General features: G+C 65.7%; 19 protein-coding genes. 8 read left to right on the top strand and 11 right to left on the bottom strand.

Features of this window, described 5'->3' with window-relative positions; all coding sequences use genetic code 11:
- Positions 1-106: 106 nt before the first annotated feature.
- The gene (locus MJ606_RS13230) at positions 107-739 is read right to left on the bottom strand and encodes a hypothetical protein (protein ID WP_243050000.1); all 633 of its coding nucleotides are present in this window, start codon (positions 737-739) and stop codon (positions 107-109) included.
- A complete protein-coding gene (locus tag MJ606_RS13225) occupies positions 736-1,329 on the bottom strand; it encodes a DUF4398 domain-containing protein (protein WP_243049999.1) in 594 nt (197 codons plus the stop codon). The genes MJ606_RS13230 and MJ606_RS13225 overlap by 4 nt, the downstream gene beginning before the upstream one ends.
- An 83-nt stretch (positions 1,330-1,412) precedes the next feature.
- On the opposite strand from MJ606_RS13225, the gene MJ606_RS13220 reads away from it, so the two are divergent.
- Positions 1,413-2,531, top strand: a complete 1,119-nt coding sequence (locus MJ606_RS13220) for a PilT/PilU family type 4a pilus ATPase (RefSeq protein WP_243049998.1) — start codon at positions 1,413-1,415, stop codon at positions 2,529-2,531.
- A gap of 52 nt (positions 2,532-2,583) precedes the next feature.
- On the opposite strand, the gene maiA is transcribed toward MJ606_RS13220, so the two are convergent.
- A complete protein-coding gene (gene maiA, locus MJ606_RS13215; RefSeq protein WP_243049997.1) occupies positions 2,584-3,246 on the bottom strand; it encodes a maleylacetoacetate isomerase in 663 nt (220 codons plus the stop codon).
- Between the two features lie 144 nt (positions 3,247-3,390).
- Between maiA and MJ606_RS13210 the strand changes: the two genes are divergently transcribed.
- From MJ606_RS13210 to MJ606_RS13200, 3 genes are read left to right on the top strand one after another with little or no spacing between them, the layout of a single operon-like run.
- The gene (locus tag MJ606_RS13210; RefSeq protein ID WP_243049996.1) at positions 3,391-4,569 is read left to right on the top strand and encodes a phosphoglycerate kinase; all 1,179 of its coding nucleotides are present in this window, start codon (positions 3,391-3,393) and stop codon (positions 4,567-4,569) included.
- Positions 4,569-5,201, top strand: a complete 633-nt coding sequence (locus tag MJ606_RS13205) for an HAD hydrolase-like protein (RefSeq protein WP_243049995.1) — start codon at positions 4,569-4,571, stop codon at positions 5,199-5,201. Before MJ606_RS13210 ends, MJ606_RS13205 begins: the two co-directional genes overlap by 1 nt.
- A 60-nt stretch (positions 5,202-5,261) precedes the next feature.
- Entirely contained in the window at positions 5,262-6,137 is an 876-nt protein-coding gene (locus MJ606_RS13200) for a LysR family transcriptional regulator (protein ID WP_243049994.1), read from the top strand.
- Positions 6,138-6,186: 49 nt separating this feature from the next.
- Here the strand turns inward: MJ606_RS13200 and MJ606_RS13195 are convergent, their stop codons facing one another.
- Positions 6,187-7,206 (bottom strand): alpha/beta hydrolase, encoded by a 1,020-nt coding sequence (locus MJ606_RS13195; RefSeq protein WP_243049993.1) that lies wholly within the window; start codon positions 7,204-7,206, stop codon positions 6,187-6,189.
- Between the two features lie 213 nt (positions 7,207-7,419).
- The gene (tkt, locus tag MJ606_RS13190) at positions 7,420-9,423 is read right to left on the bottom strand and encodes a transketolase (RefSeq protein WP_243049992.1); all 2,004 of its coding nucleotides are present in this window, start codon (positions 9,421-9,423) and stop codon (positions 7,420-7,422) included.
- A 259-nt stretch (positions 9,424-9,682) separates the two neighbouring features.
- Between tkt and MJ606_RS13185 the strand changes: the two genes are divergently transcribed.
- Positions 9,683-10,300 carry an outer membrane beta-barrel protein gene (locus MJ606_RS13185; protein ID WP_243049991.1) on the top strand — a complete coding sequence of 206 codons (618 nt, stop codon included), beginning with the start codon at positions 9,683-9,685 and terminating at the stop codon, positions 10,298-10,300.
- 80 nt (positions 10,301-10,380) lie between these two features.
- Here MJ606_RS13185 and MJ606_RS13180 read toward each other — a convergent pair whose 3' ends face one another.
- The 5 genes from MJ606_RS13180 to MJ606_RS13160 form a co-directional block, all read right to left on the bottom strand.
- Positions 10,381-11,388 carry a class I fructose-bisphosphate aldolase gene (locus MJ606_RS13180; protein WP_243049990.1) on the bottom strand — a complete coding sequence of 336 codons (1,008 nt, stop codon included), beginning with the start codon at positions 11,386-11,388 and terminating at the stop codon, positions 10,381-10,383.
- Positions 11,389-11,534: 146 nt separating this feature from the next.
- Complete coding sequence (locus MJ606_RS13175; protein ID WP_243049989.1) at positions 11,535-11,984, bottom strand: energy transducer TonB; 450 nt, start codon at positions 11,982-11,984, stop codon at positions 11,535-11,537.
- An 82-nt stretch (positions 11,985-12,066) separates the two neighbouring features.
- On the bottom strand, positions 12,067-13,539 hold the full coding sequence (gene pyk, locus MJ606_RS13170; protein WP_243049988.1) for a pyruvate kinase: 1,473 nt from the start codon (positions 13,537-13,539) through the stop codon (positions 12,067-12,069).
- A 431-nt stretch (positions 13,540-13,970) separates the two neighbouring features.
- Positions 13,971-14,780: a S1/P1 nuclease gene (locus MJ606_RS13165; protein ID WP_243049987.1), complete on the bottom strand. Its 810-nt coding sequence runs from the start codon at positions 14,778-14,780 to the stop codon at positions 13,971-13,973.
- Positions 14,781-14,852: 72 nt separating this feature from the next.
- Complete coding sequence (locus tag MJ606_RS13160) at positions 14,853-15,323, bottom strand: OsmC family protein (protein ID WP_243049986.1); 471 nt, start codon at positions 15,321-15,323, stop codon at positions 14,853-14,855.
- 167 nt (positions 15,324-15,490) lie between these two features.
- Between MJ606_RS13160 and gap the strand changes: the two genes are divergently transcribed.
- Entirely contained in the window at positions 15,491-16,504 is a 1,014-nt protein-coding gene (gap, locus tag MJ606_RS13155; RefSeq protein ID WP_243049985.1) for a type I glyceraldehyde-3-phosphate dehydrogenase, read from the top strand.
- Positions 16,505-16,691: 187 nt separating this feature from the next.
- Positions 16,692-17,141, top strand: coding sequence for an azurin (gene azu / locus MJ606_RS13150; protein WP_243049984.1), 450 nt, complete (start codon positions 16,692-16,694; stop codon positions 17,139-17,141).
- 134 nt (positions 17,142-17,275) lie between these two features.
- Here the strand turns inward: azu and tpx are convergent, their stop codons facing one another.
- Entirely contained in the window at positions 17,276-17,776 is a 501-nt protein-coding gene (tpx, locus tag MJ606_RS13145) for a thiol peroxidase (protein ID WP_243049983.1), read from the bottom strand.
- A gap of 137 nt (positions 17,777-17,913) precedes the next feature.
- Here tpx and MJ606_RS13140 point away from each other — a divergent pair, with 137 nt between their 5' ends.
- Complete coding sequence (locus tag MJ606_RS13140; protein WP_243049982.1) at positions 17,914-18,681, top strand: prephenate dehydrogenase; 768 nt, start codon at positions 17,914-17,916, stop codon at positions 18,679-18,681.
- The last annotated feature ends 155 nt before the right edge of the window (positions 18,682-18,836 follow it).

Raw genomic sequence — 18,836 nt, 5'->3', positions numbered from 1 at the left:
GGCATACCCTGGCAGCTCGCATGCGGTTGTCCAGCCCAGCGAAAAAGCGAAGGCCGGCGGAATCTACCGGCCGGCCCTCACGAGGGTTACCTAAGCACCGGGCGGATTACTTGCCCTGGTCCTTCTTTGCGCTGTCGTCCGACGAGCCGCTATCGCCCTGCTGCATCTGGGCGCGCATGGCACGCGCCGCCTGGGCAGCCAGGTCGGCCTGCTTCTTGGCGGCATTGGCCAGCTTGGCCTGGGCAGCGGCCAGCTTCTTGGCCTGCTCCGCCTCGGCCTGGGCCTGGGCGGTGGCCTCGGCGCCTTCCGCCTGCTGGCGTGCGGCCTCCTCCTGCGCCAGCTGGTACTGCAGGCGCTGGCGCTCCAGCTCGCGACGGGCCTGTTCCGCCTCGCGGCGGCTGCCATCGAGCTGGATCTGGTCGTGTTCGCGGTCGAGCTGGTTGATCTTCAGCTGGGCGTCCTGCAACTGCGCGGTGGCGCGCGCCAGGTCGACGCGGCGCTCGGCCAGATAGAGCGCATGGGCGCGATCACGCGAGCGGGCCTGCGCCAGCTGGTTCACCGCATCGTGTGCGCGGGCCTGCTCGGCCTGGGCGTAGCCGCCCAGCACCGGGTCGCTGGCCAGCTGATCGAGGCTGCTGTTGAGGCGCGCCACGTCCATGTCGTCCTTGGAGGCATGGGCCACGCTCGCCGCGGCCAGCGCCAGGATCAGCGCCGGGAAACGAAAGGTCGAGGATTTCATGGGTGACCTCCGTCAGTGGTCGACTGGGGCACGCCCTGGTCCGTGGTGGGCTGGGGGATGGTCTGGAAGCCCTGTCCCTGGGGGACGGGCTCGGTCACCGAGGAACTGGGCGGTGCCGGCATATCGGTCGGCGGCGGTTGCTGGGCGGGCAGCGCCGGGTTCTGGGTCTGGTCCTGTTGCTGCTCGTTGGCCAGCGCCTGGTCGATCTGGTCGCGCAACTGCTGGTTGGCGGCAGTCTTGCTCTGGATCTGGGCCCGCGCGGCCGCCAGGCGGGCCTTGGTACGGGCCAGCTCGGCATCCGCACGCGCCTCGTCGGCCAGCACGGCCGCCTCGTCGTACTTGCGGTTGGCCATGGCGTTCTGCGCCTGCTGGAACTTGCTCTGGGCAAAGCCCAGGTCCACTGGGTCGTAATCGGCCGCGTCGGCGTCGCGGGCAGCCTGCAGCTGCACCTGGGCCTGATTCATCACCCCGTCCGGCGGCGGCGTGGTGGCGCAGCCGGCTAGCGCCAGCGTAAATGCCAGCGTCAGGGTCGAAACCGCCACACGGACACCCTTGGGGCGCCCGGACAGCGGGGAAAAGATGTGCACCATCACTCAGTCCTCTCGGAGTGTCACAGCGTATTGTGGGCGGGCATAATCGACTTTAGCAATGCGCGCGAAATTAGGGGATTCGAGTGGACATTGGTTACTTCCTCAAGCTAATGGTTGACAAGGGCGCGTCGGATATGTTCCTGACGACCGGCGCTCCTGTGAACATCAAGGTGGAAGGCAAGCTCTATCCGCTGGGCAATACGGGCCTGCCCAGCGGCATGGTCAAGAAAATCGCCTATTCGCTGATGGACGAGGGCCAGGTGCCCCAGTTCGAGCGCGATCTGGAGCTGAACATGGCGCTGGCGGTGAAGGAAGCCGGCCGTTTCCGCATCAACGTGTTCAAGCAGCGCGGCGAAGTGGGCATGGTGATCCGCGCCATCAAGAGCGAGATCCCCAGCATCGACCAGCTGCAGTTGCCGAGCATCTTTCGCGAGCTGATCATGGAGCCGCGCGGACTGATCCTGGTGGTGGGCGCCACCGGCTCGGGCAAGTCGACCACGCTGGCGGCGATGATCGATCACCGCAACCAGAACTCCTCGGGCCATATCCTCACCATCGAGGACCCGATCGAGTACCTGCACCGCCACAAGAAGTCGATCGTCAACCAGCGCGAAGTCGGCCTGGACACGCACAGCTACCACGAGGCCCTGCGCAACGCGATGCGCGAGGCGCCGGACGTGATCATGATCGGCGAGATCCGCGACACCGACACCATGGAAGCGGCCATCGCGTTCTCAGAGACCGGCCACCTGTGCCTGGCGACGCTGCATTCGAACAACGCCGACCAGACGCTGGAGCGCATCCTCAACTTCTTCCCCGAATCGGCGCACAAGAACGTGCTGATGAACCTGGCGCTCAACCTGCGCGCGGTGATCAGCCAACGCCTGGTGGTGGGCAAGGACGGCCGCCGCCTGCCGGCCACCGAGGTACTGCTCAATACGCCGCTGATCCGCGACATGATCCGCCGCGGCCAGGTGCACGACGTCAAGGAAGCGATGGACCGCAGCCTGCAGGAAGGCATGCAGACCTTCGACCAGTCGCTGTACCGCCTGTACAAGGAAGGCCGCATCGAACTGGACGAGGCGCTCAACAAGGCCGACTCCCGCGATGGCCTGGCACTGAAGATCCGCCTGTCCGACAGCGGCGGCAACGCGGAAAATGCCGAGTTGGTCGGCAACGATCCCTACGGGCTGGGTTTCTGACAGACAGCGCTCGCTGCCTCGCCGCCGTCCCGGCGAACGCCGGGATGACGCGCTAGGCGACGGGCGCGTCGGGCTGCGCCTCGGGCGCGGCAAGCCGGAACGCCGCCAACCCCTCGCAAGCCTCGTGGATGCGCCTGATCGTCGGGTACTCGTCCAGCGGCACTTTCCAGCGCACGGCGTTGTAGACCTGCGGCACCAGGCAGGCATCGGCGATGGTCGGCGTATCGCCGTGGCAGAAGCGGCCGGTGGCCACATGGCCGGCCAGCATCGCTTCCAGCGCACGCAGCCCTTCGCTGATCCAGTGCCGCGACCACACGCCCTTGGCCGCTTCGTCGGCGCCAAACTGGCTCGCCAGATGCTGCAGCACGCGCAGGTTGCCCAGCGGATGCAGGTCACAAGCCACCACTTGCGCCAGCGCACGGGCACGAGCCCGGCCGGCCGGGTCGGCAGGCAGCAGCGGCGGTGTGGGCCGGGTTTCGTCCAGGTATTCTATGATCGCCAGCGACTGGGTGAACACCTGCCCCTGGTCCACCAGGCACGGCACCAGCGCTTGCGGATTGAGCGCCTGGAACTCCGGCGCATGCTGCTCGCCCCCGTCACGGACCAGGTGCACCGGCTGCGTTTCGTAGGCCAAGCCCTTGAGGTTCAAGGCGATACGCACGCGATAGGCCGCGCTCGAACGCCAATAGCCATACAGGACCAGATCCGGGGTCATGAGGTGTCCTTTGCTGGAAAACGGGAAGGGTCGGCGGCCTAGGATACCCGTGGTGCGGTTTGCATCGCCGCCGGGCGGGCAGGACAATAGGCGGTTCGCGCCCTCGGGCGTCCGCATCCATGAATTGAAGCCAGGAGTTCCGCCGTGTCCGTCACCCGCATGAGCGATCTTGATCTGCGCGGCAAGCGCGTGCTGATCCGCGAAGACCTGAACGTACCGATCGAGAACGGCCGGATCACTTCCACCCAGCGCCTGGATGCCGCCCTGCCCACGCTCAAGGCCGCCCGCGATGCCGGCGCCAAGGTGATGGTGCTGTCGCACCTGGGCCGCCCGAAGGAAGGCCAGTTCGACGCCGAATCCTCGCTGGCGCCGGTCGCCGCATGGCTGGGCGACAAGCTCGGCCAGCCGGTGCGCCTGGTGGCCGACTACCTTGACGGCGTCGACGTCGCCGACGGCGAGGTGGTGGTGCTGGAGAACTGCCGCATGAACGTGGGCGAAGGCAAGGACGACGAAACCCTGTCGAAGAAGTACGCCGCGCTGTGCGACATCTTCGTCATGGACGCCTTCGGCACCGCGCACCGCGCCCAGGCCTCCACCCATGGCGTGATCAAGTTCGCCCCCATCGCCGCCGCCGGCCCGCTGCTGTCGGCCGAGCTGGACGCGCTGGGCAAGGCGCTGGAGCACCCGGCCCGCCCGCTGCTGGCCATCGTGGCCGGCTCCAAGGTGTCCACCAAGCTGACCCTGCTGGAAAACCTGATCGGCAAGGTGGACCAGCTGATCGTCGGTGGCGGCATCGCCAACACCTTTATCGCCGCCATGGGCCATTCGGTGGGCAATTCGCTGTACGAACCCGACCTGATCCCGGCCGCCAAGAAGGTCATCGCCGATGCCAAGCGCCGCCACGCCGATGTGCCGGTGCCGGTGGACGTGGTGGTGGCGCCGGAGTTCTCCGCCCATGCGCCGGCCACGGTCAAGGCGGTGGATGAGGTGAAGGAAGGCGAGCTGATCCTGGACATCGGCCCCGAGACCGCCCGCCGCTATGCCGAGATGATCGCCAAGGCCGGCACCGTGGTGTGGAACGGCCCGGTCGGCGTGTTCGAGTTCGATGCCTTTGGCGCTGGTACCGAGACGCTGGCCCGTGCCATCGCCGCCTCGCCGGCGTTCTCCATCGCCGGTGGTGGCGACACCCTGGCCGCGGTGGACAAGTACGGCATCGCCGACGACATCTCCTACATCTCCACCGGTGGCGGCGCCTTCCTCGAATTCCTCGAGGGCAAGGAGCTGCCGGCCGTGGCCGCACTCAAGGCCCGCGCAGGCCACTGATGCTCTGCCTATTCGACCTCGATGGCACGCTGATCGATTCGGAAGCCGGCATCCTGGGCTGCGTCCGCCATGCGCTGACGCAGCTGGGCGTGCCGCATCCTGAAAAGATGCGGCACTGGATCGGCCCGCCGCTGCGGCACAGCTTCGCGCCGCTGCTGGACCACGACCACGAGCGCATCGAGCAGGCGGTGGAGCATTACCACCAGCGCTTCCACACCATCGGCTGGCGCGAGCACACGGTATACCCGGGCATCGAGGCGATGATCGAGCGGCTGCAGGCCGCCGGTCACGAATTGGCGGTGGTGACCAGCAAGCCCGAGCGGCACGCGCGTCCTATCATTGAACACCTGCCGTTCGGCAAGGCCTTCAGCCGTCTATACGGTCCGGACCCATCCAGCCCGCACAGCGAGAAGGCCAGCATGATCGCTGCCGCACTGGCCGATTTCAGTGCTACCCCCGAGCAGGCCACGATGATCGGCGACCGCCACTTCGATATCGATGGCGCGGTGGCCAATCGCGTGCGCGGCGTGGGCGTACTGTGGGGGTTCGGCAGCCGTGCGGAACTGGAACGCGCGGGCGCCCACGCGTTGATCGAAACACCTGCCGAACTGGCCGGACTGCTGGCCGCCTGACGCGTTCCCGTCGCGGGCGGCAGGGCCGCTACAATCGCCTGTCCAGGCCCGGGAACGACCATGGAAGCCCACGAAATCCGCTACGCCCTGGCGGTGTATCGCAATCTCAACTTCACCCGCGCGGCGGCGCATTGCTTCGTGACCACGCCGGCGTTGTCGCGCGGCCTGCGCAAGCTGGAGGACGAGCTGGGTGCGCCCCTGTTCACCCGCGACACGCATGGCGTACAGGTCACCTCCTTCGGCATGCTGATGCGCCCGCATCTGGAACAGATCGCCAATGGCATGGCGGCCGCGCGGGCAGCGGGCAAGCAATTCCTGGATACCGACGAGGCGCCGGTGCGCATCGGCGTCATGTGCACCATCGGGCCGGCGCGCTTCCTCGGCTTCCTGGGCGAATTCCGCCTGGCGCATCCCCATTGCCAGATCCAGCTGGCCGACAGCGGCGTGGATGATCTCAACGAGCAGTTGCTCAGCGGCGCTCTCGATCTCGCCGTCATGGCGTTTCCCGACCAGGTGGATGCACGCTTCAAGACCCAGCCGTTGTATCGCGAGCCCTTCCGCATCGCCGTGCCGGCGGGACATCCGTTTACCGAGCGCGAGAGCATTCCCCTCGCCGAGGCCGCCCAGGAACCTCACCTGCTGCGCGAAAGCTGCGAGTACCAGGGGTATTGGCTCAACGAGGTCCGGCAACTGGGCATGGAGCTTCCGGTGGCGTTCCGCAGCGAGCGCGAGGACTGGATCCAGACCATGGTGGCGGGTGGCTTCGGCATTTCGTTCGTGCCGGAATATTCGCCGTTGATGCCCGGCATCAACCTGCGCCCGTTCAGTGATCGCACCATCGAGCGTGAAGTGAGCCTGGTCCAGGCCGCCGACCGCTCGTTGAATCCAAGCGCCACGGAGTTCGTGCAATTCGCCAGCGAGTGGCACTGGAACTGACGCCCCCAAGGCGGGGGCGTCATGGTCAAGCCGTCAAGCCACCCGGCGCTTACTTCTGCGCGGGATAAAGCGCCGCGCGCAGCTTCTGGTTGGCCTGGGCCACCGCCGCCTTGGCGGCCGGCGTATCGGCCAGCGCATCGAGCATCACGAAGTCGTGGATGGTGCCCAGGTAACGGGTCGCCGTCACGTTGACGCCGGCCGCCATCAGCTTGTGCGCATAGGCTTCGCCTTCGTCACGCAGCACGTCGTTCTCGTCGGTGATCACCAGCGCCGGCGGCAGATCCTTCAACTGCTCCAGCGTGGCGTTCAGCGGCGTCACCAGCGGATTCTGGCGCTCGGCCTCGTTCGGCACATAGGCGTTCCAGAACCACTGCATCGCCGGCAGGGTCAGCCACGGACCGTTGGCGAATTCGCGGTAGGAGCCGTTCGCGAAGTTGGCGTCGGTGACGGGATAGAACAGCACCTGGTAGACGAACGCCGGACCGCCGCGCTGCTTGGCCATCAAGGTCACCGCGGCGGTCATGTTGCCGCCCACGCTGTCGCCCGCGATGGCCATGGTGTGGCCGTCGATGCCATGTTCCTTGCCGTGCTCGACCACCCACTTGGCGGCCGCGTAGGACTGCTCGTCCTGCACCGGGAACTTCGCCTCCGGCGCGCGTGAGTAGTTCACGAAGACCACCGCGGCGCGGGCGCCGGTCGCCAGCTGGCGCACCAGGCGATCATGGGTGTTCTCGCTGCCCAGCACCCAGCCCGCGCCGTGGATGTACAGCACCGCCGGCAGTTCGCCGGTCACGCCCTTGGGACGGATGATGGTGATGGAGACCGGTCCGGCCTTGGCGTCGTTGAAAGTGAGGTCCTGCTTGTCGACCGGCAGCTTGGCGACGTTGCCCGACTGCGCATCTTCCAGCACCTGGCGGGCCTGCGGCACCGGCAGCTTGTAGATCGGCTCGCCGCCCTTGGCGGCCAGGGCATCGATAAAGGCCTGGGTGGAGGGTTCCAACTGGCCGGCACTGGCTTGCGCGGCGACGGCCATGGCAGCGGTGGCGAACAAGGTCTTGAACGTTTTCATGGCGATTTCCCTTGAGTGGTGGGTAGCTGGCGGCACCTGCCGTCGGCTTGATGCGCACTCTAGAAACCGACTTCCACACACGGAATTTCCATTTCCTCAAGGGCTGTTAGCCTGCGTGCAACAGCCGCCCCAACACCTTGACGGCACAGGCTTTCTCCCAAAGAAAAAGCCGCGGCACGCCGCGGCTTTTTCGACTTCGGCGGAACCTTGAGATCAGCCGATCACGCGCTTCGCCGCATCGACCACATGGGCCACGGTGAAACCGAAGTGCTCGAACAGCTGCGGTGCCGGCGCCGAGGCACCGAAGGTGGTCATGCCGACCACGTCGCCGTCCAGGCCCACGTACTTGCGCCAGAAGTCGGCGCTCGCCGCTTCCACCGCCACGCGGGCGCGGCACCAGCCCGGCAGGATCGCTTCACGGTATTCCAGCGGCTGCGCGTCGAACACTTCCGTGCACGGCATCGACACCACGCGCACCGGCACGTTCTGCTGCGCCAGCGTGCGGGCCGCTTCCATGGCCAGCTCCACTTCCGAGCCGGTGGCGATCAGGATGGCCTTGAACCGGGTGTCCTGCGGGTCGGACAGCACATAGGCGCCACGCGAGATGTCGGCGACCTGCTGCGCGGTGCGCTGCTGGTGCTTGAGGTTCTGGCGCGAGAACACCAGGCAGGCCGGGTTGCCCTTGCGCTCGATGGCAAGCTTCCACGACACCGCCGATTCCACCGCATCGCACGGGCGCCACACCTGGTTGTTCGGGATATAGCGCAGCGAGGCCAGGTGCTCCACCGGCTGATGGGTCGGGCCGTCTTCGCCCAGGCCGATCGAATCGTGCGTGTACACGTGGATGGCGTGCGCCGGAATCAGCGCGCTCATGCGCACGGCATTGCGGGCGTAATCGGAGAACACCAGGAAGGTGGCGTCGTACGGGATGAAGCCGCCATGCAGGGCCAGGCCGTTGGCAATCGCGGTCATGCCGAACTCGCGCACGCCGTAGTAGACATAGTTGCCGTTGGGGTTATGGCCGTTGCCGGCGTCGACGCTGCCCTTCCACTTGGTGAGGTTGGAACCGGCCAGGTCGGCCGAACCGCCGATCAGTTCCGGCAGCAGCGGTGCGAACGCCTCGATGGTCATCTGCGAAGCCTTGCGCGAGGCCACCACAGGGCCCTCCGCCTGCAGCTTGTCGATGAACGCCTGCGACTTGGCCGCCCAGTCGGCCGGCAGCTCGCCACTGATGCGGCGATTGAGCTCGGCCGCCAGTTCCGGGAAGGCCGCCGTGTACTTGGCCAGCGCGTCGTGCCAGGCCTGCTCAAGCTCGGCACCCGCCTTGCGATGATCCCAGCCGGCGTAGATCTCGGCCGGAATCTCGAACGGTGCGTAGCGCCAGTCCAGCTCGTCACGGGCGGCGGCCACCTCGTCCTTGCCCAGCGCGGCGCCGTGGCTCTCTTCCTTGCCCTGCTTGTGCGGCGCGCCGAAACCAATAATGGTCTTGGCGCAAATCAGCGTGGGCTTCTCGCTCTGGCTGGTTGCCGTCTTGAACGCTTCGGCAATGGCTGCCGCATCATGCCCGTCGACCCCGCGGATCACGTTCCAGCCATAGGCCTCGAAACGCTCCGGCGTGTTGTCGGTGAACCAGCCATGCACTTCGCCGTCGATCGAAATGCCGTTGTCGTCATAAACCGCCACCAGCTTGCCCAGCTTCCAGGTACCGGCCAGCGAGGCCACCTCGTGCGAGATGCCTTCCATCAGGCAGCCATCGCCAAGGAACACGTAAGTGTGGTGATCGATGATCTCGTGGCCCGGACGGTTGAAGTGCGCGGCCAGCACCTTCTCGGCCAGCGCAAAACCAACGGCATTGGCCAGGCCCTGACCCAGCGGGCCGGTGGTGGTTTCCACGCCTGGGGTTTCGCTGGCTTCCGGATGGCCGGCCGTCTTCGAGTGCAGCTGGCGGAAGCGCTTGAGCTGCTCCAGCGGCAGGTCGAAGCCGGTCAGGTGCAGCAGGGCGTACTGCAGCATCGAGCCGTGGCCATTGGAGAGCACGAAACGATCGCGATTGAACCACTTGGGATTGGCCGGGTTGTACTGCAGGAAGTCGTTCCACAGCACCTCGGCGAGGTCCGCCATGCCCATGGGCATGCCCGGGTGGCCCGAGTTGGCCTGCTCCACGGCGTCCATCGCAAGGGCGCGCACGGCGTTGGCTAGTTCGCGGCGGGTAGTCATCAAAAGGTTCTCCGGGGAAGGCGGCGGCTAAAAACGCCTATTGTCGCTGATCCCCGCGCCCGATGTCGCGCGCCAGTCCCGGCTGAACCCTGCGAAGAATTAACCCGCCCTTAATCCTGTACTAACGGGTATTGAAACTCTTCAGGTGCCACCGCATCTAATAGCCAGCACCACCGCTACCAAGCAGGTGCCCCAGCCGCAGACGACCGAACCCCCGGCCGTGCGGACTGGCCCAATAAGACGAAGAGGAAGTACCCCCATGAAAAAGACCATTATTGCTCTTGCTCTGGCCACCGCCGGTTTCGTGGCCGTTCCGGCCGCTTTTGCTCAGGACGCCGCCAACCCGACCGCACAGCAGGGCTGGTACGTCGGCGCCAACGCCGGCTACGGCCAGATCGACAAGGGGCCCTACGACAACGGCAGCTTCGCTGGCGGCCTCAAGGGCGGTTACCGTTTCGCCATCAACCCCTCGACCTCGCTGGGCGCGGAAGTTGGCTACGTGTACCTGGGTCGCGCTGACGCTCGTGGTGCCTACACCCAGAACTACGCGAACTACACCGGCAGCAACGGCCAGTCCAAGCTGCAGGGCGCTACCGCTGGTCTGAACCTGCGCTACAACTTCAGCCCGCGCTGGTACGGTGAAGTGCGCGGCGGTGCTTTCTTCGCCAAGGGTTCTGGCCTCACCAACGACCGGTTCAACCCGCAGTCCGTCAACTTCAACAGCACCCGCTACTACGCTGGCGTGGGCGCTGGCTACAACATCACCAATAACATCAGCGTGGGCCTGAACTGGGACTACTACGACGGCAGCCAGAGCAGCAAGAACATCAGCATGCCGACCAACCTGTACACCGTCAGCGCGGAATACCGCTTCTGATCGAGCTGTACCAGGCAACAAAAAACGGGCGCCGCGAGGCGCCCGTTTCTTTTGCGGCAAGAGCTAAATGAAAAGCCGGCTTACTTGGCGTTCCACTGGCCCAGCGCGGCCAGGCCATTGTCCTTGGCGCGGGCCAGCACGGTCTTCTGCGCCTCGGCGTAGTTGGCCTTCATGTCCTTGGCCCACAGCTTGAGCGCGGCCTGCTGCATGGCGCGACCGTAGGAGAAGCTCAACGGCCACGGGTGCGGGCCCATGCGGTTCATCGCATTGAGGTGCGCGGTGGACTGCTCGTCGGTCTGGCCGCCGGAGAGGAACACGATGCCCGGCAGGGTGGCCGGCACGGTGGTCTTGAGCACGCGCACGGTGGCTTCGGCGACTTCCTCGACCTCGGCCTGCTCGTCCGCATCCTTGCCCGGGATGACCATGCTGACCTTCAGGATGGTGCCTTCCAGCATCACGTTCTGCTCGTACAGCGCGTTGAACAGGCTGCGCAGCACGGCTTCGTGCACTTCGTAGCTGACTTCGATGCCGTGGTCGCCGTCCATGATCACTTCCGGCTCGACCATCGGCACCAGGCCGGCTTCCTGGCACAGCGCGGCGTAGCGGGCCAGCGCGTGGCAGTTGGCCTCGATGGCGGTGGAGCTGGGGTTTTCTTCGCTGATGTTGATCACCGCGCGCCACTTGGCGAACTGGGCGCCCAGCTTGGCGTATTCCTGCAGGCGCTCACGCAGGCCATCGAGGCCTTCGGTGACCACGTCGCCCGGGAAACCGGCCAGCGGCACCGGGCCCTTGTCGACCTTGATGCCCGGGATGATGCCGTTCTTCTTCATCACCTGGGTGAACGGCACGCCGTCCTTGGTCGACTGGCGAATGGTCTCGTCGTACAGGATGGCGCCGGAGATGTACTCGGACAGACCCGGCGCGGTGAGCAGCAGCTCACGGTAGGCGCGGCGGTTCTCTTCGGTGTTCTCGATGCCAACGGCCTCGAAACGCTTCTTGATGGTGTTGGTCGACTCGTCGATGGCGATGATGCCCTTGCCGGGCGCGACCATCGCCAGGGCGATGCTTTCGAGATCTTCGATGCTCATGACAACTCCGGATACTTAGGCGGTGTGGGCCGCACAAGGTGATGCCGCCCCAGGGGGGCAGCTAGGCTCAAAGGCGGCGATTATAGGCCAGAACGCCGCCCAGGGTCCGGAGAAGGCCCTGGACGGCGCCAGCGCTGGCCTGGCAGTCAGGCCTGGTCGAAGCCCGACAGCTTGCAGGCGTTGGTGATGGACTGGCGCTGGGCCGGGTCGGCCGGCAGGTTGAACGGCACGATGTAGTACGTGGACACCGGCTCGCTGGAGCGGTTGGTCAGCGACGGGCCGTAGCGGAAGTTGCTCACCACGCTCTTGGCCACCGCGTCGAGGTCACTCTGCGGCACTACCTTGCGCACCGTGACGTTCTGCGGCACGCCATCGGAACCGATCAGGTAGCTCACCGCCACGCAGCCGGGCTTGTCCATGTTGCGGCCGCTGTTGGGAACGTCGGCGTCCACCTTGGTGTTGAGCATGATCCAGTACGACTGGATATGTTCCGGCCCCACCATGCGCGCCTGCGACTGCGCCAGCAGCGGCGCCGCGCCGGTCATGGCCAGCGCCAACACCAAGGCCCGGGTACAGCGTCGTGACATCGTGTTCATGGAAAACCTCCTGTGCCTGCATTGGGGGATGGGTCATCCGGATTCTAGCCGCATGGAAGCACGACCGACGTCCCGGCGACATTTACAGATCCCGCAGGCACTCCACCACGCCCTCGGCGCCCACCGACAGCAGCTTGAGCGTGTTGGTACCGCCACCCTGGCCGATGTGATCGCCATGGGTCAGCACCACGCGATCGCCCTCGGCCAGTCGGCCTTGCACGAACAACTGGCGCACCGCGTCGCGGGCCGAGCCGGCCGGCGTCTGCGATACGTGGGTGAACTTCACCGCCGTGACATCGCGGAAGATGGACATGCGGCGACGCGCGTCGTCGAACGGCGACAGCGCGTAGATGGGCACCGCACTGCGGTAGCGCGACAGCCACTGCGCGGTGGCGCCCGATTCGGTCAATGCCACGATGGCACGCACGCCCAGCTGCGCCGCCAGCACCATCGCCGCCAGGGCAATGGCCTGGTCGGTACGATCGAGCAGATGGGCCTGCGTGGCCGGATCTTCCTTCGGTTCGAACTGCCGCTCGGCACCGAGGCAAATGCGGCGAAGCGCGGCCACGGCCTTGTCCGGATGCGCGCCGGCGGCCGACTCCTCGGACAGCATCACGGCATCGGTACCGTCGATGACGGCGTTGGCCACGTCCATGACCTCGGCGCGGGTTGGGATGGGCGAGCGCACCATCGACTGCAGCATCTGCGTGGCGGTGATCACCGCGCGATTGCGCTGCACCGATTCGCGGATGATCTTCTTCTGCAGGCCCGGCAGCTCGGCATCGCCGATTTCCACGCCCAGGTCGCCGCGCGCCACCATCACCACATCGGAGGCGTCGATGATCTCGCCCAGCACGGGAATCGCATCGGCGCGCTCGATCTTCGCCACCAGGGACGCCTTGCCGCCGGCTTCCTCAAGCAGGCGGCGTGCCTCGTTCATGTCGTCCGCCGAGCGCACGAACGACACGGCGAGGAAGTCGGCGCCAATTTCGGCGGCCAGCTTGATGTCGGCCCGGTCCTTGTCCGACAGCGCGGTGACGGAGAGGCCGCCGCCCTGGCGGTTGAGGCCCTTGCGATCGGACAGCTTGCCGCCGATCAACACCGTGCAGCGGATTTCCTGGCCCACCACCTCTTCGACGGTGAGCGCGACGAGGCCGTCGTCGAGCAGGAGCACGTCACCGGCGGACACGTCCTTGGGCAGGTCGTAGTAGCTCACGCCCACGCGGGTGTTGTCGCCCAGCGGCGCGCCGGGGGTGCAGTCCAGCACGAAGCTGTCGCCCACGTTCAGTTCGATCGGGCCGTTGGCGAAACGCTCGACGCGGATCTTCGGACCCTGCAAGTCGGCGAGCACGCCCACCTCGCGGCCAAGCCTGGCAGCCGCATCGCGCACGGCGTTGGCGCGCGCACGGTGATCATCGGGCTGGCCATGCGACAGGTTCAGGCGAACCACGTCGACCCCTTCGGCGATGATTTTTTCGAGCATGCCAGGCGCATCGGTAGCGGGACCGAGGGTGGCGACAATCTTTGTGCGGCGCAGCGGATTTTCAGTAGTCATCATTCCAAACTAGCAGAACTGATGCATTGCGCCAGAGGGTTTTGGCAGGCTTTTGCGTGACCTCGCCGCGCCTGCAAGTGGACTGCATCTGGCATGCGTACCAGACCTAGCCACTGGTATTACGTTCTCACCAAGAAGAACGTAGTGGGCTCACTGCACTGGTCTGCATCATGGACATCTATACGCCCGACGACTGGTGTCATCGGCCACCAAACGCAACGCCAGTCCAAAGCCAGGCACAGGGACCCGCCAAGACACTCCAGGACGCCGTTCGAAGCGGCGTCCACGATCGCCACGAATGATTTTGCATCGCACAAAAAAGCATCGTTGGCGAACCCGAATGGCCCTGCCTGACGAGACGGCCCTGACCTTCAGGGACAAAAAAAGAGCCGGCATCTGGCCGGCTCTCTCTCGGCGGAAACCCGGGGCGCTTACTGCGACAGCGTGAGGTTCAGCACTTCAGCGAGGCGTCGACCCGCTTCGCGCAAACGCAGTTCGGCTACCGGCAGTTCCTTGTCGACATAGGCCTGGTCGATCTTGTGGCTGTCGGGGTAGATGTCGCGGCTGATCGCGCAGGACTCCTCGGCCCACTGGGCGTAGGCGTTGTCCAGCGGCGGGATCGGTGCCGGCAGCGTGACCGGGCCACGCGCATCCAGCTCGTCGGCGTAAGCCTTCCACTCCAGGCCATGGGTCTTGAGCAGGCCCGAGTCCCACACGCTATGCAGATTGGTGCCCTTCCCTTCGAACTGCACCTGATAAGCGTTGCCACCCTTGTCGTCACGCGAGCCGCCATGCAGCGGCTGGTGTTCGTCGCCAATGAAATGCACCACGAACTTCAGCGCCTCAAGACGCACCGCGTCGGGCTGGCTCTTGTCGCCCAGCACCGTCACGTAATGGTCGATGCCGGCGACCACGCACTGGCCGTCCTTGCAATCGCGCGGCGGCGTGTAGTTGCAGTCGCCCGAGGTGAAGTCGATGTAGTGCAGGCCGCGCGTCTGCTTCCACAGCGCATCCTGCTTGGGATCGTTGCGGATCTCGTCCGGCCAGCTGGCAATGTCGGCCAGCGACTTGGTGTGCTCCGGCGCCAACAGGCGTTCTACTTCCGCTTCAGCTGCAGGGCTGAGGTGACGCTGCGCCAGGTCGGCCACGATGCTGTGACCCAGCGGTCCCCACGCCTGGGCCGCAGGTGCGAGGGCAAGACAGGTAAACAGCGCTAGGGCAGATCGACGCAGAGAGAACATGGCGGCATACGTTCCAGGGTTAGGGCCGCCGAGTTTGCCACAGCCCAATGACAGCCAGGCGCAAGCCGCGTGTCAGCCCACCACCGGCGCCGGCAACAACCGACCCTCGCCGTCGCGCACGGCGACATCCACCGCAATGCCCTGCCGCACGCTCTGGGTGACGATGCAGAAGTCCTCGAACTGGGCGATCACCCGATCGATGTGCTCCAGCGAGGCGGCCGCATCGGCCAGCTGCAGCTCCACCGCGATGCGCGTGACGCGCCAGCGGTTGTGCTCGTTGCGCGTCAGCGTCGCCTTTGCGCGCGCACCCAGCGTGCCTGGCGCGTTCTTGTACTTGCGCAGTGCAAACAGCAGGCTGGCCGCCAGGCAGTTGGCCACGCCGGTGGCCAGCAGGCGCGACGGATTGGGGCCGGCATCGTGACCCAGCGGCGAGGTTTCGTCGGTGACCAGGTCGGGAATGGCCGTATCGTCGAAATGCACCTTGAACTCGTAGTCCCTCGTCTGTTCGAGGCTGATCTCGATGGTCTGTTCTGCGTCGCTCATGGCGATCTCCGACGGGGTGAGGATGCCCCAAGGCAGCGATTCAACCGCGTTCCACGCTTCCTGAACAGCCCCGGATGAGGCTACCCCTCGGTTCAGGCTAAAATGACGGTTTTACGGCGGTCCCACAGCCGCCACTTTCGTCACCTCACTCCGGAGGACGCTGTCCCATGGCCATCAAGGTCGCCATCAACGGTTACGGTCGCATCGGCCGCAACATTCTGCGCGCGCTGTACGAAGCCGGTCGCACCAACGAGATCCAGATCGTTGCGATCAACGACCTCGGCAACGCCGAGACCAACGCGCACCTGACCCAGTACGACACCGCCCACGGCAAGTTCCCGGGTACCGTGTCGGTGGACGGCGGCGATCTGATCGTCAACGGCGACCGCATCAAGGTCTGCGCCGAGCGTGATCCGTCCAAGCTGCCGTGGGGCGCCCTGGGCGTCGACGTGGTGCTTGAGTGCACCGGCCTGTTCACCTCCAAGGCCAAGGCCAGTGCGCACATCGCCGCGGGCGCCAAGAAGGTGATCATCTCCGCCCCTGGCGACAAGGACGTGGACGGCACCTTCGTGATCGGCGTGAACGAGGACAAGCTCACCTCCAAGCTGGAAGTGATCTCCAACGCGTCGTGCACCACCAACTGCCTGGCGCCGCTGGCCAAGGTGCTGCACCACAAGATCGGCATCGTGCGCGGCCTGATGACCACCATCCACGCCTACACCAACGACCAGGTGCTGACGGATGTGTACCACTCCGACCTGCGTCGCGCGCGTTCGGCCACGATGAGCCAGATCCCGACCAAGACCGGCGCCGCCGCCGCGGTGGGCCTGGTGCTGCCGGAGCTCAACGGCAAGCTGGACGGTTTCGCCATGCGCGTGCCGACCATCAACGTGTCGGTGGTCGACCTGACCTTCGACGCCGCCCGTCCGACCACCAAGGAAGAAATCGACGCGGTCATCAACGAAGCCGCCAACGGCGCATTGAAGGGCATCCTGGCGGTGAACACTCAGCCGCTGGTGTCGGTCGACTTCAATCACAACCCGGCTTCCTCCACCTACGACGCCACCCAGACGCGCGTCATGGAAGGCACGCTGGTGAAGGTGCTGTCGTGGTACGACAACGAGTGGGGTTTCTCCAACCGCATGCTCGATATGACGATCGCGCTGATGGCGGCCAAGTAAGCAAGTAAGCCTGATACCAAGGCATCGAAACAGAAGCCGGGCATTGCCCGGCTTTTGTTTTCCCGGGACTGCGGTGCACTGTCGCGGCATCGACATCAATCGTACGAAGCTGATCCAGATCAGCACCTCGCGCATGCTTCAGCGCCATCGTTCGTCGGCTTCCGATGACTACGCTGGAGATTGCCTGATGATCCGCAAGACCCTTGCCCTCGCCGTGCTCGGCCTGCTCGCCACGCCCCTATGGGCCGCCGACTGCTCGACCACCATCGAGGGCAGCGATGCCATGCAGTTCAACCAAAAGAGCATCGAGGTACCCAAGACCTGCAAGCAGTTCACGGTAACGCTCAAGCACGCCGGCAAGCTGCCCAAGGCTTCGATGGGACACAACTGGGTGCTGGGCGAAGCGTCGGACGAAACCGGCATCATTGCCGATGGCATGAAGGCCGGCGCGGACCACGACTACATCAAGCCGCAGGACCCGCGCGTCATCGCGCACACCAAGCTGGTCGGCGGCGGCGAATCCGATAGCGTCACCATCCCGCTGGCCAAGCTCAAGGCCGGCGAAACCTATGCCTACTTCTGCACGTTCCCAGGCCACGCCGCACTGATGAAGGGCGCGCTGGCCATAGGGAAGTAAACGCCGATATCGCGGGCGTCAAAGTAACGGGGAGGGGAAGCGGCCTGCTTCGGCGGGCCGCTTTTTTTGGCCAATCCCCAAAGAAAAGGCCGGACTGGATCCGGCCTTCCTCCTGCAACCGACGATCCAACGAATCAGCCCAGCGAGGCCAGCGCGGCATCGTAGTTGGGCTCGTGGGCGATCTCGCCGACCAGCTCGCTGTACAGCACCTTGTCGTGGGTATCGAGCACCACCACGGCGCGCGCCGCCAGACCGGCCAGCGGGCCCGAGGCGATGGCCACGCCATAGTTCCTGAGGAACTCATGGCCACGCAGCGTGGACAGCGTCACCACGTTGTCCAGGCCCTCGGCGCCGCAGAAGCGCGCCTGTGCGAACGGGAGATCGGCGGAGATGCAAAGCACCACCGCGTCGTCGAGCTGGCTGGCTTTCTCGTTGAAGCGGCGCACCGAGGTGGCGCAGGTCGGCGTATCCACGCTGGGGAAAATATTCAGCACTTTGCGCTTGCCGGCAAAGTTCGCCAAGGTGACGTCGGAAAGGTCCTTGCCGACGAGGGAGAACGCGGGAGCCTGCTCCCCGTCGGTGGGAAAGTGGCCATCGACCTGGACTGGCTGGCCCTTGAGGGTAACTTGAGACATGGGACACCTCGTTGGAATGCGTCCAAAAGTAGAACATGCCCCAGCCGTAAACACCAAGGGCACGTATTGACGGAAGTGGCGGCGATGGATTCCGGCATCACGTATCGTGGCCGTCATTGCCCCCACGGAATTCACGGATGATCTTCGCCCTGCTAGGTTACGGCCGCTTCGGACAGGCCTTCGCCCAGATGCTGCTCAACGCAGGCCATCAGGTGCATGTATTCGACCCTCATGCCGACGTACCCGCGCCCCTGGCAAGCCCATCGGCGGCCGAGGCCACCCGCGATGCCGAGTGGATCGTGCTCGCGATGCCGGTGCCGCTACTGGCTACGGCCTTGCGTGAGCTGCGTCCATACCTGCATCGCGGGCATACGGTCATCGATGTCGGCAGCGTCAAGCAGCACCCCTGCGAGCTGATGGATGAATGGCTGGGCGATGACATTCCGCACATCGGCAGCCATCCCTTGTTCGGCCCGCTGAGCCTGGCCCGGGGCGAACGCCCCTTGCGCACGGTACTGTGTGCCAGCGTGCGACATCCCGAAACCACGGAGCGCGCGCGCCGCCTGTTCGAGGCCTTGGGTTGCGAGGTGATCGAACGCGATGCGGCCTATCACGACCGCGCCATGGCCGATACGCATGCGCTGGCGTTCTTTATCGCCAAGGCGCTGGTGGAGATGGGCATCGGCGAGGATTTGTCGATGGCGCCGCCATCGTTCCTCGGCCTGGCCCATATGCTCGCCGCCGTGCGTGGCGACGCCGGCCACCTGTTCGCGGCCATCCAGCGCGAGAACCCGTACGCCGCCGAGTCGCGCGCGCAGCTGCTGGAACATCTGGACGCCATCCACCAGCGTCTGTTGCAGGACGACGGCAACGCCCTGGCCATTCCAGGCGTACCCGCGGCGTGAGCGCATGCCGATGCCGGAGCGATAAGCGCCGCGACGGCACGCCGCAGGGCAGCATGGCCAAGCGCATGGGAAGATGGCTGCCAGGACTGGGACGACCGCTGTAACCGACTGGGATGTATCCGAAGCGCCCACAGATTCCACGCTGGATAGCTTGG

The organism is Dyella sp. RRB7 (genome assembly GCF_022761115.1).
In the GTDB taxonomy this organism is placed as follows: domain Bacteria; phylum Pseudomonadota; class Gammaproteobacteria; order Xanthomonadales; family Rhodanobacteraceae; genus Dyella.
Note: the sequence above shows the minus strand (reverse complement) of the source record. Positions and strands in the feature narration are given on the sequence as shown.

What these genes read in the sequence shown, in the direction of transcription:
- MJ606_RS13140 (WP_243049982.1), top strand. Translation starts at nt 17,914, where the DNA reads ATGATCTTCGCCCTGCTAGGTTACGGCCGCTTCGGACAGGCCTTCGCC.
- maiA (WP_243049997.1), bottom strand. Translation starts at nt 3,246, where the DNA reads ATGACCCCGGATCTGGTCCTGTATGGCTATTGGCGTTCGAGCGCGGCC.
- MJ606_RS13175 (WP_243049989.1), bottom strand. Translation starts at nt 11,984, where the DNA reads ATGAACACGATGTCACGACGCTGTACCCGGGCCTTGGTGTTGGCGCTG.
- MJ606_RS13230 (WP_243050000.1), bottom strand. Translation starts at nt 739, where the DNA reads ATGAAATCCTCGACCTTTCGTTTCCCGGCGCTGATCCTGGCGCTGGCC.
- MJ606_RS13160 (WP_243049986.1), bottom strand. Translation starts at nt 15,323, where the DNA reads ATGAGCGACGCAGAACAGACCATCGAGATCAGCCTCGAACAGACGAGG.
- tpx (WP_243049983.1), bottom strand. Translation starts at nt 17,776, where the DNA reads ATGTCTCAAGTTACCCTCAAGGGCCAGCCAGTCCAGGTCGATGGCCAC.
- tkt (WP_243049992.1), bottom strand. Translation starts at nt 9,423, where the DNA reads ATGACTACCCGCCGCGAACTAGCCAACGCCGTGCGCGCCCTTGCGATG.
- MJ606_RS13200 (WP_243049994.1), top strand. Translation starts at nt 5,262, where the DNA reads ATGGAAGCCCACGAAATCCGCTACGCCCTGGCGGTGTATCGCAATCTC.
- azu (WP_243049984.1), top strand. Translation starts at nt 16,692, where the DNA reads ATGATCCGCAAGACCCTTGCCCTCGCCGTGCTCGGCCTGCTCGCCACG.
- MJ606_RS13180 (WP_243049990.1), bottom strand. Translation starts at nt 11,388, where the DNA reads ATGAGCATCGAAGATCTCGAAAGCATCGCCCTGGCGATGGTCGCGCCC.
- pyk (WP_243049988.1), bottom strand. Translation starts at nt 13,539, where the DNA reads ATGACTACTGAAAATCCGCTGCGCCGCACAAAGATTGTCGCCACCCTC.
- MJ606_RS13195 (WP_243049993.1), bottom strand. Translation starts at nt 7,206, where the DNA reads ATGAAAACGTTCAAGACCTTGTTCGCCACCGCTGCCATGGCCGTCGCC.
- MJ606_RS13185 (WP_243049991.1), top strand. Translation starts at nt 9,683, where the DNA reads ATGAAAAAGACCATTATTGCTCTTGCTCTGGCCACCGCCGGTTTCGTG.
- MJ606_RS13165 (WP_243049987.1), bottom strand. Translation starts at nt 14,780, where the DNA reads ATGTTCTCTCTGCGTCGATCTGCCCTAGCGCTGTTTACCTGTCTTGCC.
- MJ606_RS13205 (WP_243049995.1), top strand. Translation starts at nt 4,569, where the DNA reads ATGCTCTGCCTATTCGACCTCGATGGCACGCTGATCGATTCGGAAGCC.
- MJ606_RS13225 (WP_243049999.1), bottom strand. Translation starts at nt 1,329, where the DNA reads ATGGTGCACATCTTTTCCCCGCTGTCCGGGCGCCCCAAGGGTGTCCGT.
- gap (WP_243049985.1), top strand. Translation starts at nt 15,491, where the DNA reads ATGGCCATCAAGGTCGCCATCAACGGTTACGGTCGCATCGGCCGCAAC.